Origin of the sequence: Delftia sp. WSY_7 (assembly GCF_043104845.1) — a bacterium.
GTDB lineage: Bacteria > Pseudomonadota > Gammaproteobacteria > Burkholderiales > Burkholderiaceae_C > Comamonas > Comamonas tsuruhatensis.
On sequence record NZ_JBICLB010000021.1, the window covers coordinates 78,150 to 92,219 of the forward strand.

The following is a 14,070-nucleotide window of genomic DNA, read 5'->3' on the forward strand; positions in this document are numbered from 1 at the left end:
CTTCAGTGCTGGCGGCCGGCCAGCCGCACGCCCAGCGCTGCCGCCGATGCCGCGCAGGCCAGGGCTACCACGCCGCCCCAGCCCCATTGCGCCAGGGCCAGAGCGCCCAGCGCGGAGCCCGAGGCCATGCCGATGAACACGCCCGTGAACAGCAGCGCATTGAGCCGGCTGCGCGCGGCAGGCTCCAGGCCATACACCAGGGTCTGGTGCGCCACCAGCGTGGCCTGGATGCCGAAGTCGAAACCGATGGCGCTGGCCACCAGCAGCGGCAGCTGTGCGCCGGCTGGCAGCCAGGGCGACAGTGCCAGCACGGCAAACGACGCCAGGGCCAGGCCCGCACCCAGGCAGGTCACGCGCTGCGGGCCGCTGCGGTCGGCCAGCCGGCCTGCCAGCGGGGCGGCCAGCGCACCGGCCGCACCCGCCAGGCCCAGGGCGCCGGCAGCGGCGCTGCCCATGTGGAACTGCTGGTGCAGCATCACGGCCAGCGTGGACCAGAACGCGCTGAAGGCCACCGACAGCAGGCCCTGTGCCAGTGCCGCGCGGCGCAGCGCAGGCTGGCTGCGCCACAGCTGCACCATGGAGCCCAGCAGCGCGCCATAGCCCAGTTGCGTGGTGGGTTTGAAACTGGGCAGCCCGCGCCACAGGGCCACCCCCAGCAGTGCCATGGCAGCGGCGGCCAGCAGGTAGACGCTGCGCCAGCCCCCATGCTCGGCCAGCAGGCCGCTGACCACGCGCGACAGCAAGATGCCCAGCAGCAGCCCCGTCATCACCGTGCCCACCACCTTGCCGCGCTGGTGCTCGGGCGCCAGCGTGGCGGCGGCCGGCACCACGTCCTGCGCCAGGGTGGCGGCCAGGCCCACGGCCAGGCTGGCAGCCAGCAGCGGCGCCAGGCCCGGAGCCAGCCCGCTGGCCAGCAGGGCCAGCATCAGCGCGGCGGTCTTGGCCAGGATGATGCGCCGGCGGTCCATGCGGTCGCCCAGCGGTGCCAGCAGCAAAATGCCCAGCGCATAGCCCAGCTGGGTCAGCGTGGGCACAAAGCCCACGGCGCGTTCGCCTGCGCCCAGGTCGGGGCCGAGCACCCCCAGCATGGGCTGGCTGTAGTAGAGCGAGGCCACGCCCACGCCCGCCGTGGTCGCCATCAGCAGCACCAGCGATGCCGGCACGCCGGCAGCCTGCGCGCCCGCAGCGGTTTGCATATGCGTAGATTGAATAGAAGACATGTTGAGGCGCCTGTCAGGCGCAGTTGAAAAGCGATGGCCGTAGTGTGGTGCGGCGCAGCACACCACGGTAGTGGCTGCGCCTGCAGAATCGATATACGCTTGGCGTATGACCCTTGCCGACCTTCCCCTGCCTTCTGGCGCTGACCGCATCGAGCTGCTGCAGACCTTTGTGCGCATCGTCGAAAGCGGCAGTCTTTCGGCCGCTGCGCAGCAGATGTCCACCACCCAGCCCACGGTCAGCCGGCGCCTGCAGACGCTGGAGCGCGCGCTGGGCCTGCGCCTGCTGCGGCGCTCCACCCACGCCATGGCGCTGACCGACGACGGCCAGCGCTGCCTGGAGCACGCGCGTGAGCTGCTGGAGGCATGGCACGCGCTGGAGTCCGACCTGCGCGGCGCCCAGGACACGCCGCGCGGCCTGCTGCGCGTGGTCGCGCCCCACGCCTTTGGCCAGGACCAGCTCATGGCGCCGCTGCTGGCGTTTCTGGACCGCCATCCGGCCGTCAAGGTCGAATGGCTGCTGCATGACCGCCAGCCGGACTTCATTGCCGAAGGCATCGACTGCGCCGTGCAGGTCGGCACCGTGGTCGACCCTTCGGTGATTGCGCTGCGCGTGGCCGAGGTGCCGCGCATTGCCGTGGCCGCGCCTGCCTTGCTGGGGCAGGGCAGCGTGCCCCAGCACCCGCGCGAACTGCAGGGCCTGCCCTGGATTGCGCTGCGCACCTTCTACCAGCGCGAGCTGGAGCTGCACCGCGTGGGCGATGAGCGGGTCTGCAAATCCTGGCGCCTGCAGTTCGAGCCCCGGCTCAGCACCGACAGCCTTTATGCGCTGCGCAACGCCGCCCTGGGCGGACTGGGCGCGGCCCTGGCCTCGGCCTGGATCGTGCGCGAGGATCTGGAGGCCGGCCGCCTGGTGCATCTGGCGCCCGACTGGCAGGCGGCGCCGCTGCCCGTGCATCTGGTCTACCCACCCGCGCGCCACCAGCCGGCGCGGCTGCGCGCCTTCATTGCGGCCATGCGGGAAGTCATGCCGGGCCTGACGGGAATGCGCGCGCCGCTGCCCTGAGTTGCTTGCTGCATCGTGTCCGCCCACGGCACCAGCCCCGACCTGAACCTGCCCGGTGAGCCGCGCAGCGTGATGTTGGCGCTGCGGCACAGCTTCTGAGGCTGCGCCCGGCATGGCCGGGCTTCTCCAAAAGACAAAGGCCCACGCGAGTGGGCCTTGGTCTATCCGGGCGTTGCCGTCTACTCGGTCGCCTTCTTCAGCGATTCCTTGGCGTTCTCTGCCGACTGCTTGGAGCGCTTGTTGTGGTAGTCCGACTTGACGTTGTTCACGGCCTTGCCGACCGGCCCGCTGTCCTTGGCCTTGGCGTCGGCCTGCTTTTCCTTCACCTTGTGGTCTGCAGCGTCGGCGGCTTCGGAGGCAGCCTTGCCCACCTGGGCATGGACGGGTGACAGGGCAGCGGCAGCTGCGAAGGAAATGGCGGTGGCAAGCAGCAGTTTCTTCATGGAATGCAATGTCCTGTGATGAGATGGCTGCATGGTGCGCCGGACCGCCGAGGCAACCGTGTAGGAGCAGGGCTTTGCACGGCGCGGGCGCTGCGGCCCACTCGCAGAAGGGCCGCCGACGGCAGCTTGCTTCAGTGTCCGACATGGTGCCGCCGGCCGAGCTTCTAGCCTTGAGCCAACCCCGTCACAACAAGGACCCCCCATGATCACAGCCGAACCCACCATGACCAATCTCTTCGACCAGCTGGGGCTGGACTCCAGTCCGGAGGGCATCAAGCAGTTCATCCTCTCGCACCGGGTGGAAAAGGACACGCTGCTGGTGGATGCACCGTTCTGGACCGACGCGCAACGTGCCCTGTTCTCGCAGCAGTGGCATGCCGATGCGACCTGGGCGCTGGTGGTGGACCAGCTCAGCGAGGCCTTGCATGCCGAGCCGGACCTCCAGGCTGCGCCTTCGCCCGCAATTGCCGGGCACGAGCAGGAGGCTCGTCCCTGATCCTGTGATGCAACCGCTTGCGATGAACCCGTGGTGCTTACAATTTTCCGGCTCGTTCAACCCATTTGCCTACGGAGTCGTTCACATGCTGACCTCGACTGGTCTGGCGCCGGCCCCTGCAGGCTCCGACGCACACCTCCCCCTTGATCCGGGCCTTGCTGCTTTGGAGGCCTTTCCGGACGCAGTCTTCGTCGTCGGACTCGATGGACGCCTGGCGCGCTGCAACCGCCATGCGTTGAGCCTGCTGGAGCATTCCGGCGATGCCCTGGAGGGCAGTGTTTTCGAGGACCGCTTCGTCGCCAGCAGCGGGCGCGCAGGCTGGTTCAACAGCCAGTGCGAGCCCGCCGGCGCCGCACGGCAGGCCAGCCGCTGGCCCTTGCTGACCTGCACGGGACGCGAGCGGCCCGTGGCCTCATGCAGCTCGCGCGTACGGCTCGGCGATGGCAGCCTGGCCCTGCTGCTGAGTGTGCGCGAGGCGGATGCACCCCCGTCCGGGGCATCGCAGGCTCTGGCCGTGCCTTCCCGGTCCAGCCCTCTTTCCAGCGCCGAGCGCAGCTTTGCCTTGCTGGTGCAGAGCGTGACCGACTGTGCGATCTACATGCTGGATCCCGAGGGCCGCATCGTCAGCTGGAACCTGGGTGCCAAGCGCATCAAGGGCTATGAAGAGGACGAGGTCCTCCATACCCATTTCTCGCGCTTTTACACACCAGAGGACCAGCAGGCGGGGCTGCCACAGGCGGGACTGCGCACGGCCGTCAGCACCGGCCGCATGGAGGCCGAAGGCCTGCGCGTGCGCAAGGACGGCTCGCGTTTTTGGGCATCGGTCGTGATCGATGCCATCTACGACGAGGGCCAACTGATCGGTTTTGCCAAGGTCACGCGTGATGTGACGGAGCGCAAGGCTGCCGAGGCCCAGCTGCGCCAGGCCTTGAAGATGGAGGCCATCGGCCGCTTCACGGGCGGGGTGGCCCATGATTTCAACAATCTGCTGATGGCCGTGCTCAGCAGCCTGGAACTGCTGCGCAAGCGCATGCCGCCCGACGATCGCCTGCGTTCGCTGGTGGAGATAGCCACGCGCGGCGCACAGCGCGGTGCCTCGCTGACCCAGCGCATGATGGCCTTTGCGCGGCAGCAGGAATTGAAGACGCAGGCCGTGGACGTCGCTGTGCTGCTGACCGGGATGCAAGGCCTGCTGCAGCAGACGGCTGGCCCGCATATCTTTCTGAAGATGGCCCTGGCCTCAGACCTGCCGCGCATCGCCACCGACCCCACCCAGTTCGAGAGCAGCATCCTCAGCCTGGTTGCCAATGCGCGCGATGCCATGCCGGGCGGCGGCGTCATCAAGATCACGGCGGCCGTGGAAACCACGCTGCCGCGCCAGCTTGCGGGCCTGGCCTCGGGCTCGTATGTCTGCGTGCGCGTGGTGGACACCGGCGAGGGCATGGACGAACAGACACTCTCGCATGTGGTCGAGCCCTTCTTCACCACCAAGGGCGTGGGCAAGGGCACCGGCCTGGGCCTGGCCATGGTGGACGGGCTGGTGGCCCAGTCCGGCGGCAAGCTCGTGCTGCACAGCGCCCTGGGCAGCGGCACCACGGTGGAGATGTGGATGCCCGTCTCCAAGGACGAAAGCGCGGCCTGCCATCTGGGCGGGCAAAGCGTGCAGGACGTGGGGCCCCTGGATGTGCTGCTGGTGGATGACGACCCGCTGGTGAGGGCCAATGCCTCGGCCCTGCTGGAAGACCTGGGCCACCGCGTCACGACCCTGAGCGCCGGGCAGGAGGCCATCGACCTGCTTGCGCGGCAGGCGCGCTTCGACGTGGTCATCTCCGACTACGCCATGCCCGGCATGAACGGCGTGGAGCTGGCCCGGCATATTGCCGCGCGATACCCGGGCCTGAACTTCATCCTGGCCAGCGGCTTTGCCGACATACCGGCGCTGCCACCAGGAATGACGCGGCTGGCCAAGCCCTATTCGCAGGACGATCTACGCCAGCTGCTTCATCAGTTCGGGAAGGCTTGAGCCCCTGGAAAGCCGCGAGATCCTGAGCCGGCCTCATACACCAGCCTTCTCGAACAGCCGGCGCAGTACCTGCATGGGCAGGAACTTGACGCCGCGCCGCTTCAGCTCGCGGCGAAAGAGGCGCTCCCTCTCGATAAAGTTGATTTTTGGTTTCATCTCGTTCCGGGTGCAATGACTGAACCGGGCAATCTATCAGCGCAGAGGGGCGCTGCTGTAACACCCTGTCATCGCCCCCTTGATCGAGGGCCATCATCGCCGCGTGCGGCCGTGCAGGCATCGGGCGGACGAAAAAAAGCCCTGGGACCAACGTCGTCAGGGCTTTTTCACTGGCTTGGCGCCATGTCTGGCGGAGAGGGCGGGATTCGAACCCGCGGTGGGGATTAGCCCACACACGCTTTCCAGGCGTGCGACTTAAACCGCTCATCCACCTCTCCGAAGACCGCGATTCTAGCATCGATTTTTTGGGGTGGCCGCGAAGTTTCCTGCATGCGTGATCGATATGCCCTGGACGGCTGGCGCTTCGGGCATGGCCCGTGCCTGCGCCTGCAGCCAGTTGCAGAAGATGTCGAGCCGGGTCTGCACCGCAGTGCTGCGGCGCAGCGCCAGGTAGCGGTAGCCGGAGGCCGTGAAGCCGAAGGGCGCCAGCAGGCGACCGGCCTGCACGTCGTCCATCACCAGGTGCCAGGGGGCGACGGCCGCGCCCAGGCCGCGCAGCGCCGCTTCCAGCGTGAAGTAGTAGTGCTCGTAGACGGGGCCGGCCGCTGCGGGCGGGGCCATGTCCATGGAGGCGGCCCACAGGTCCCAGGCGTTGCGCCGGCCGCGTGTGTGCAGCAAGGGGAGGCTGGCCAGGTCTTCAGGCTGCTGGAGGCGTCCTGCCATGGCCGGGGACATCACCGGGCCCAGGTATTCGGCGAAAAGAGGCAGGGACGTCTCGTTGTCTGCAAGGGCCTCGCCGCTGTCGTGCGTGATGGCCGTGATGAGCAGGTCGCAGCCTTCGCGTGCAGCGTCGGTGCCGGTGTCGGTGGTGCGCAGGCGCACCTCGATGCCGGGGTGGTGCGCGTGAAAGTCGAACAGCCGGGGGATCAGCCATTTGACGGTGAAGGTGCTGAAGCAGGCCACGTCCAGAGGGCCTTCGTGGGCGTCGCCCAGGCTGCGCACCGCCTCATGGATCTGCTCGAAGGCCTGGGTCAGCGCCGGCTGCAGGGTGCGCGCTGCCGCGGTGAGCGTGGGGCGGGCCTTGGTGCCCGCGAACAGCGGCAGGCCCAGGTGCTGCTCCAGCTGCCTGACCTGGCGGCTGACGGCGCCGGGCGAGACGCACAGCTCGTCCGCCGCCGCCGTCATGCGGCCCAGACGTGCGGCGGCTTCAAAGGCGCGCAGGGCGGCCAGCGGGGGCAGGCGGCGGGTCATGGGTCGGGTCATGGGTCGGGTCACGGGGCGGGTGGAGGCTATGTGAGTTCCAGGTACATAGAACCGGCCGAATCATCGCTTTTCAGGCCATGGGCCGGTCGGTAGATTTGCCGCTTCGGCTGGCAATCCTGCGTGGATTCTGGCCGGACTTTCCATCTCCATTCGATCCCAAAGCACATAGCACCATGCCCTTCGTCCACACCTATCTGCCCCAGTCCACCTCCGCTTCCCAGCGCGATGCCGTCGTGCAAGGCATTCACCGGGCCCTGGTGGAGGGCATCGGCATGCCCGAGGACGAACTGTTCAACATGGTGCATCCGTACGCTCCCGGGCAGTTCGCGTTCAGCCGCAGTTTCAACGGGATGGCGCGTTCGGATGCGGTGGTGGTGGTCGAGATCACCATGCGGCGCGGGCGCAGCGATGCGATGAAGAAGGCCTTGTATTCGGCCATTGCGCGCAATCTGCACGAAGGGGCGGGGGTTGCGCCGGCCGACGTGTTCATCTTCATGCATGAGAACGACTACTCGGACTGGTCCGTGGGCCACGGGCGCTTCGCCATGGGCCTGGTGCAGCAGGTGGGCGCACCCGCCTGATCCGCACAACGCCGCTGCCATGAAAAACGGGCCGCGATGGCCCGTTGTTCATGGCGTGGCGGCGGCTCTCAGCTGGTGCGCTGGCCGGTCTGGATCATCTTCATGGCCGAGGTGATCAGGCTGGAGACTTCGGTCATGTTGCTGGGCACGATCAGCGTGGTGGTGGCGTCAGAGGCAACCTGGCCATAGGCCTCGACGGCCTTTTCGGCGACCTTGAGCTGCACGGCCTGCTCGCCACCGGGCTGGCGGATGGCGTTGGCCACGCGTTCGATGGCCTGGGCCGTGGCGTCTGCGACCGCCTTGATGGACTCGGCCTCGCCCTGGGCCTTGTTGATGACGGCCTGCTTCTCGCCTTCGGAGCGGGCGATGAAGGCTTCGCGCTCGCCCGTGGCGATGTTGATCTGTTCCTGGCGGCGGCCTTCGGAGGCTGCGATCAGGGCGCGCTTTTCGCGCTCGGCCGTGATCTGGGCCTGCATGGAGCGCAGGATTTCGGCCGGCGGCGTCAGGTCCTTGATTTCATAGCGCAGCACCTTCACGCCCCAGTTGAGCGCGGCCTCGTCGATGGCGGAGACCACCTGGGCGTTGATCATGTCGCGCTCCTCGAAGGTCTTGTCCAGTTCGAGCTTGCCGATCACGGAACGCAGCGAGGTCTGGGCCAGCTGGGTGACGGCCATGATGTAGTTGGACGAGCCGTAGCTGGCGCGCATGGGATCGGTGACCTGGAAGTAGAGGATGCCATCCACCTGCAGCTGGGTGTTGTCGCGCGTGATGCAGACCTGGCTGGGCACGTCCAGCGGGATTTCCTTGAGGCTGTGCTTGTAGGCCACGCGGTCCACGAAGGGCACGAGGAAGTTCAGGCCGGGCGTGAGCGTGCCGGCGTACTTGCCGAGGCGTTCCTTGACCCAGGCGTGCTGCTGGGGCACGACCTTGATGGACCGTGCGATGAAGATGGCCGCGATGACCAGAATGACGATGGCGATTTCCATGGTGTCTCCAGGCCCCGGAGGGGCGTTCGGTGAAACAAGAGGGCGGCGGGACGGCTGGCGGATGGTGCCTGCCACTATGCCCGATGCAGATGCCCGCGCCGTGAAGCGCGGGCGTGGGGATGGGCAATCAGAGTTTGTCCACCAGCAGCCGGTTGCCGACGACCTCGGCCACGCGGTGCATGCCGGCAGAGGGCAGGTTGCCCGGACGGCTGATCACGGTCCATTGGGCTCCGCGGTAGCGGACCTGGGCCGTGCCGTCGGAGTTCCATTGCTCGACCATGACGGATTCGCCGACATCGAGGTTGACGTCGCGGTTGCTGGAGGCGGGCTGGCGGCTGGGCAGGCGCCGGCGCACCAGGTAGCAGGCCAGTACGAAGGCGCTGCCGAGCACGGCGGCAATGACGAGCTGGGCAATGGGCGCCAGGCCCATGTGGGCGCACAGCGCGCCGACGATGGCGCCCAGTGCCAGCATCAGCAGGTAGAAGCTGCCGGTCAGCAATTCGGCGATGACCAATGCGCCGGCGACGAGCCACCAGATGGTGGAATATTCCATTCCCAGACTCCCTGTTTATGACGGTTGCTTGTGTTTAGTGCACCACATTCTGGGTGAAAAGCCGCACGCTTCAAAGGCGCAATAAGGATATTCCTTACACTTCGCGCCTGTTTCGTTTTTTAGGCCCGCTCAGGTTACGGAGGCTGCCCCCATGAAGTTTCGCTTTCCCATCGTCATCATCGACGAGGACTACCGTTCCGAGAACACCTCGGGCCTGGGCATCCGCGCCCTGGCACAGGCCATCGAGCAAGAAGGTTTCGAGGTGCTGGGGGTGACCAGCTACGGCGACCTGTCGCAGTTCGCGCAGCAGCAAAGCCGGGCCAGTGCCTTCATCCTGTCCATCGATGACGAGGAGTTCTCGCTGGGTGGCGAAAGCGATCCCGTGATCCACAGCCTGCGCAGCTTCATCGGCGAAGTGCGCCGCAAGAACGCCGATGTGCCGATCTACATCTACGGCGAGACCAAGACCAGCCGCCACCTGCCCAACGACATCCTGCGCGAGCTGCACGGCTTCATCCACATGTTCGAGGACACGCCGGAGTTCGTGGCCAAGCACATCATCCGCGAGGCCAAGAGCTACCTGGAAGGCGTGCAGCCGCCGTTCTTCAAGGCGCTGCTGGACTATGCGGAAGACGGCTCCTACAGCTGGCACTGCCCCGGACACTCGGGCGGCGTGGCCTTCCTCAAGAGCCCCGTGGGCCAGATGTACCACCAGTTCTACGGCGAGAACATGCTGCGCGCCGACGTGTGCAACGCGGTGGAGGAACTGGGCCAATTGCTGGACCACAACGGCGCCATCGGCGAGAGCGAGCGCAATGCCGCGCGCATCTTCAATGCCGATCACTGCTACTTCGTGACCAACGGCACGTCCACGTCGAACAAGATCGTCTGGCACCACGCCGTGGCGCCCGGCGACGTGGTCGTGGTGGACCGCAACTGCCACAAGTCCATCCTGCACTCCATCATCATGACGGGTGCGATTCCGGTGTTCCTCAAGCCCACGCGCAACCACTTCGGCATCATCGGCCCGATCCCGCAAAGCGAGTTCTCGGTGGAGTCCATCCAGGCCAAGATCGCGGCCAATCCGCTGCTCAAGGGCGTGGATGCCAAGACGGTCAAGCCCCGCGTGCTGACGCTGACGCAGTCCACCTACGACGGCGTGCTCTACAACACCGAGACCATCAAGAGCATGCTGGACGGCTATGTGGCCAACCTGCACTTCGATGAGGCCTGGCTGCCGCACGCTGCCTTCCACCCGTTCTATGGCAGCTACCACGCCATGGGCAAGAAGCGCGCGCGCCCCAAGCACTCGGTGGTGTATGCCACGCAGTCCATCCACAAGCTGCTGGCCGGCATCAGCCAGGCATCGCATGTGCTGGTGCAGGACAGCCAGACCGAAAAGCTGGACCACCACCTGTTCAACGAGGCGTACCTGATGCACACCTCGACCAGCCCCCAGTACAGCATCATCGCCAGCTGCGACGTGGCCGCCGCGATGATGGAGCCGCCTGGCGGCACGGCCCTGGTGGAAGAGTCGATTCTGGAGGCGCTGGACTTCCGCCGTGCCATGCGCAAGGTCGAAGACGAGTTCGGCGACGACGACTGGTGGTTCGAGGTCTGGGGTCCCGAGAAGCTGGCCGATGAAGGCGTCGGCTCGGCCCAGGACTGGATCATCCGCGGCCAGGACGCGGCGCCCAAGCGCTCCAAGGCCAAGAACGGCAAGGAGTTCGACAACTGGCACGGCTTTGGCGAACTGGCCGACGGCTTCAACATGCTGGACCCGATCAAGTCCACCATCGTGACGCCGGGCCTGGACCTGGACGGCGATTTCTCGGACACGGGCATCCCGGCCTCCATCGTGACCAAGTACCTGGCCGAGCACGGCGTGGTGGTGGAGAAGACGGGCCTGTACTCGTTCTTCATCATGTTCACCATCGGCATCACCAAGGGCCGCTGGAACACCATGCTGACGGCGCTGCAGCAGTTCAAGGACGACTACGACCGCAACCAGCCGCTGGCACGCATCCTGCCCGAGTTCTGCCAGCAGCACCGCCGCTACGAGCGCATGGGCCTGCGCGACCTGTGCCAGCACGTGCACGAGCTGTACGCCAAGTACGACATCGCCCGCCTGACGACCGAGATGTATCTGTCGGACCTCAAGCCCGCGATGAAGCCCAGCGATGCCTACGCCCACATCGCGCACCGCAAGACCGAGCGCGTGGAGATCGACCACCTGGAAGGCCGCATCACCGTGGGCCTGGTCACGCCGTACCCGCCCGGCATTCCGCTGCTGATCCCTGGCGAGGTGTTCAACCGCAAGATCGTGGATTACCTGCTGTTCGCGCGTGAGTTCGCCAAGGAGTGCCCTGGCTTCGAGACCGACATCCATGGCCTGGTGGAGCTGGAGGACGCGGACGGCGAGGTGCGCTACTACGCCGACTGCGTGGCCCAGGCCGCTCCTGCCCGCAAGGTGCCGGCTGCCGGCAAGTCTGCGGCCGGAAAATCCGCAGCGGCCAAGCCGGCTGCCAAGGCTGCGGCAAAGCCCGCTGCCAAAAAGGCCGTGAAGGCTGCTGCCGTCAAGGCGCCGGCCAAGCGCCCCGCAGCGGCCCGCAAGGCCGGGTCGGCGCCGGAAGTCGGCACGGCTGCCAAGCCGGCGCGTGGCCGCAAGATGGTGCAGGTGGGCGATGATGGCCCCTTCGGCCGCACGATCTGATCGGCTGGCCGGCTGACGACGGCCCGTCAAAAAGGCGCGGTCCCCGCAAGGGGCGCCGCGCCTTTTTTCTTGCCCGCTGTTTGCCGCTCACTCCAGGCGGATCCTGGCATCGCGGATCAGCGCGGCCCAGTCCGTCTGCTCCTTGAGCAGGTACCGGGCCGCGTCCTGCATGCTGCCGCCCAGGGCCGTGCTGCCCTCGGCCTGCAGTTGCTGCTGCACGGCGGGCTGCTGCAGGGCCGCGTTCACGGCGGTATTCATCTTCTGCACGATGGCGGCCGGCGTGCCCTTGGGCGCGACGATCAGCTTCCAGTCCACGGCCTCGAAGCCTGCATAGCCCGACTCGGCCACGGTGGGCACCTCGGGCAGGATGGGCAGGCGCCTGGCCGAGGTTACGGCCAGGGCGCGCAGCTTGCCGCCCTTGAGCAGCGGATAGACGGCCTGGGGCGTGCCGAACATGTAGTGCGTCTGCTTGCCCAGCAGGTCGGTCACGGCCGGCGCTGCGCCCTTGTAGGGCACGTTGAGCACCTGGATGCCGGCCTTGAAGGCCAGCATCTCGCCGGCCAGGTGGCCCACCGTGCCCGTGGATGCCAGTCCCTGACGGATGCCTCCCGGGTCGGCCTTGGCGGCCTTGACCAGGTCCTGCACCGATTTCCATGGCGAGTCCTGCGGCACGACCAGCACCGTGGGCTGGGCGGCGACCAGGGCCACGGGGATCAGGTCGGTGCGGGGGTTGAAGGGCATGCTGGGCAGCAGGGCGGGGTTGATGGCGAGGTTGGCGGTCTGGCCCATGCCGAAGGTATAGCCATCCGGCGCGGACTTGGCCACCGCATCCAGCCCGATGTTGCCGCCCGCGCCGGGCTTGTTGTCCACCACCACGGTCCATTGGTTCAGCGTGCCCACGCGCTCGCTGATCTGGCGCGCGACCGCGTCCGTGCCGCCGCCCGGCGTGTAGGGCACGACCATGCGCACGGCGCGCGAGGGCCAGTTGCCGGGCTGGGCCTGGGCCGCCAGCGGGAGCAGGGCGGCAGCCAATGCGGGCAGGGCGCACAGCAGCAACTGGCGGCGCGGGGCGGAACAAGGGCGGGCCTGGGTCAGTGTCTGTGTCCGGTTTTGGGCGGCCGGGTTGCGGTGGATGGCGGGCATGGTGTTGTCTCCGGGAATTTTTGGGAAAAGGCCTCCCCGCCGGGCGCGCGGCAAGCGTCGTCCGGTGTGGGGTGGATGGGGTGCAAGGTTGCAGGGGCGCCGCGCGTCGGGTGGACGGCGGCGGCTTCAGTGGCTCAGCCTGGCATCAATGGGAGGCCTTGGCGTGGCTGTCGGTGGCCTCGCCCTGGGCCAGGGCCAGGGCCTGCTCGCTGCTGTAGCCTAGTGCGGTGAGGATCTCCAGGCTGTGCTCGCCCAGGCGCGGGGGCGACAGGCGCACATCCAGGCGCTTGCCGTCCAGCGTGAAGGGCAGCAGCACGGTCTTGGTCTCGCGGCCATCGGGCAGGGTGATGGGGGCCAGCGCGCCCGTGGCGTTCAGGTGCGGGTCTTGCAGCAGGTCCTGCGGGCGTGCGATGGGGGCGAAGGGCAGGCCGTTCTTCTCGAAGACCTCGGCAATGTGGGCGGCGCTGTGCGGGGCCATCTTCTCGCGCAGCAGCGGCATCAGCCAGCTGCGCGCCAGCACGCGGTCGTTGTTGCTGCCAAGGCGCGGATCGTCGCGCAGCTCGCCCAGGCCGAAGGCGTCGCAGAACAGGCGCCAGGCGCCGTCGCTGACCACGGCCAGGAAGATCTGCTCGCCGCCCTGGACCTCGAACACGTCGTAGATGGCCCAGGCCGAGATGCGTGCCGGCATGGGCGCGGCCGGCTTGCCGGTGACGGCGAACTGCATCATGTGCTGGGCGACCAGGAAGATGTTGTTCTCGAACAGTGCGCTTTGCACTTCCTGGCCGCGCCCGGTCTTCTCGCGCTGGGCCAGGGCAGCCATCGCGCCCATGGCGCCGAACATGCCGCCCATGATGTCGTTGACGCTGGCACCGGCGCGCAGCGGGTCGCCGGGGCGGCCCGTCATGTAGGCCAGGCCGCCCATCATCTGCACCACCTCGTCCAGCGCCGTGCGGTGCTCGTAGGGGCCGGGCAGAAAGCCCTTGTGGCTCACGTAGATGAGGCGCTCGAAGCGGTCCTTGAGGCTGTCGTAGTCCAGCCCCAGCTTGCGCATGGTGCCGGGCTTGAAGTTCTCGCAGACCACGTCGGCCGTGGCGATCAGGCGCAGCGCGGCCTGCTTGCCTTCCTCGGTCTGCAGGTCCAGCGTCACGCTCTTCTTGTTGCGGTTGAACAGCGGGAAAAAGCCCGAGCCCGAACCCAGCAGCTTGCGCGTGGCATCGCCGTCGCGGCCTTGGCCCACGGGCTCGACCTTGATGACTTCGGCGCCCAGGTCGGCCAGCATCATGCCGCAGGACGGGCCCATGACCATGTGGGTGAACTCGACCACGCGGATGCCTGCGTAGGGCAGTGGCGTGGCCTGGCCTGCGGCCGTGTCGGGGGAGGTGGGTTGGCTCATGGGAAAACGGTGAATGAATGTATGGGTTGTCGCCGCG

At 67.5% G+C, this 14,070-nt stretch carries 13 protein-coding genes and 1 tRNA gene; 5 read left to right on the top strand and 9 right to left on the bottom strand.

All coding sequences use genetic code 11. From position 1 onward, the window contains the following. Positions 1–2 precede the first annotated feature (2 nt). Positions 3–1,220 (bottom strand): MFS transporter, encoded by a 1,218-nt coding sequence (locus tag ACF8ME_RS09375; RefSeq protein WP_074924265.1) that lies wholly within the window; start codon positions 1,218–1,220, stop codon positions 3–5. Between the two features lie 106 nt (positions 1,221–1,326). Here ACF8ME_RS09375 and ACF8ME_RS09380 point away from each other — a divergent pair, with 106 nt between their 5' ends. After that, positions 1,327–2,283, top strand: a complete 957-nt coding sequence (locus tag ACF8ME_RS09380; RefSeq protein ID WP_016448914.1) for a LysR family transcriptional regulator — start codon at positions 1,327–1,329, stop codon at positions 2,281–2,283. A gap of 179 nt (positions 2,284–2,462) precedes the next feature. Here ACF8ME_RS09380 and ACF8ME_RS09385 read toward each other — a convergent pair whose 3' ends face one another. Beyond that, on the bottom strand, positions 2,463–2,726 hold the full coding sequence (locus ACF8ME_RS09385) for a hypothetical protein (protein WP_016452405.1): 264 nt from the start codon (positions 2,724–2,726) through the stop codon (positions 2,463–2,465). 202 nt (positions 2,727–2,928) lie between these two features. Here ACF8ME_RS09385 and ACF8ME_RS09390 point away from each other — a divergent pair, with 202 nt between their 5' ends. Further along, positions 2,929–3,222 (top strand): DUF2789 domain-containing protein, encoded by a 294-nt coding sequence (locus ACF8ME_RS09390; RefSeq protein WP_392416152.1) that lies wholly within the window; start codon positions 2,929–2,931, stop codon positions 3,220–3,222. 85 nt (positions 3,223–3,307) lie between these two features. Then, entirely contained in the window at positions 3,308–5,245 is a 1,938-nt protein-coding gene (locus tag ACF8ME_RS09395; RefSeq protein ID WP_392416153.1) for a PAS domain S-box protein, read from the top strand. A gap of 33 nt (positions 5,246–5,278) precedes the next feature. Here ACF8ME_RS09395 and ACF8ME_RS09400 read toward each other — a convergent pair whose 3' ends face one another. From ACF8ME_RS09400 to ACF8ME_RS09410, 3 genes are all read right to left on the bottom strand, one after another. After that, positions 5,279–5,401 carry a hypothetical protein gene (locus ACF8ME_RS09400; RefSeq protein ID WP_016448910.1) on the bottom strand — a complete coding sequence of 41 codons (123 nt, stop codon included), beginning with the start codon at positions 5,399–5,401 and terminating at the stop codon, positions 5,279–5,281. 188 nt (positions 5,402–5,589) lie between these two features. Continuing rightward, positions 5,590–5,679, bottom strand: a tRNA-Ser gene (locus tag ACF8ME_RS09405). 13 nt (positions 5,680–5,692) lie between these two features. Further along, positions 5,693–6,652 (bottom strand): LysR substrate-binding domain-containing protein, encoded by a 960-nt coding sequence (locus ACF8ME_RS09410; protein WP_017403991.1) that lies wholly within the window; start codon positions 6,650–6,652, stop codon positions 5,693–5,695. A gap of 185 nt (positions 6,653–6,837) precedes the next feature. Here ACF8ME_RS09410 and ACF8ME_RS09415 point away from each other — a divergent pair, with 185 nt between their 5' ends. Beyond that, the gene (locus ACF8ME_RS09415) at positions 6,838–7,245 is read left to right on the top strand and encodes a tautomerase family protein (RefSeq protein WP_392416155.1); all 408 of its coding nucleotides are present in this window, start codon (positions 6,838–6,840) and stop codon (positions 7,243–7,245) included. Between the two features lie 68 nt (positions 7,246–7,313). Here ACF8ME_RS09415 and ACF8ME_RS09420 read toward each other — a convergent pair whose 3' ends face one another. Further along, positions 7,314–8,231, bottom strand: coding sequence for an SPFH domain-containing protein (locus ACF8ME_RS09420; RefSeq protein ID WP_016448907.1), 918 nt, complete (start codon positions 8,229–8,231; stop codon positions 7,314–7,316). 127 nt (positions 8,232–8,358) lie between these two features. Beyond that, positions 8,359–8,784: an NfeD family protein gene (locus tag ACF8ME_RS09425; protein ID WP_016448906.1), complete on the bottom strand. Its 426-nt coding sequence runs from the start codon at positions 8,782–8,784 to the stop codon at positions 8,359–8,361. Between the two features lie 151 nt (positions 8,785–8,935). On the opposite strand from ACF8ME_RS09425, the gene ACF8ME_RS09430 reads away from it, so the two are divergent. Next, positions 8,936–11,497: an Orn/Lys/Arg decarboxylase N-terminal domain-containing protein gene (locus ACF8ME_RS09430; RefSeq protein WP_392416156.1), complete on the top strand. Its 2,562-nt coding sequence runs from the start codon at positions 8,936–8,938 to the stop codon at positions 11,495–11,497. 87 nt (positions 11,498–11,584) lie between these two features. On the opposite strand, the gene ACF8ME_RS09435 is transcribed toward ACF8ME_RS09430, so the two are convergent. Together ACF8ME_RS09435 and ACF8ME_RS09440 are read right to left on the bottom strand one after the other, a co-directional pair. Further along, on the bottom strand, positions 11,585–12,640 hold the full coding sequence (locus tag ACF8ME_RS09435; protein WP_392416158.1) for a Bug family tripartite tricarboxylate transporter substrate binding protein: 1,056 nt from the start codon (positions 12,638–12,640) through the stop codon (positions 11,585–11,587). 145 nt (positions 12,641–12,785) lie between these two features. Next, complete coding sequence (locus ACF8ME_RS09440; protein WP_392416159.1) at positions 12,786–14,033, bottom strand: CaiB/BaiF CoA transferase family protein; 1,248 nt, start codon at positions 14,031–14,033, stop codon at positions 12,786–12,788. Between the last annotated feature and the right edge of the window lie 37 nt (positions 14,034–14,070).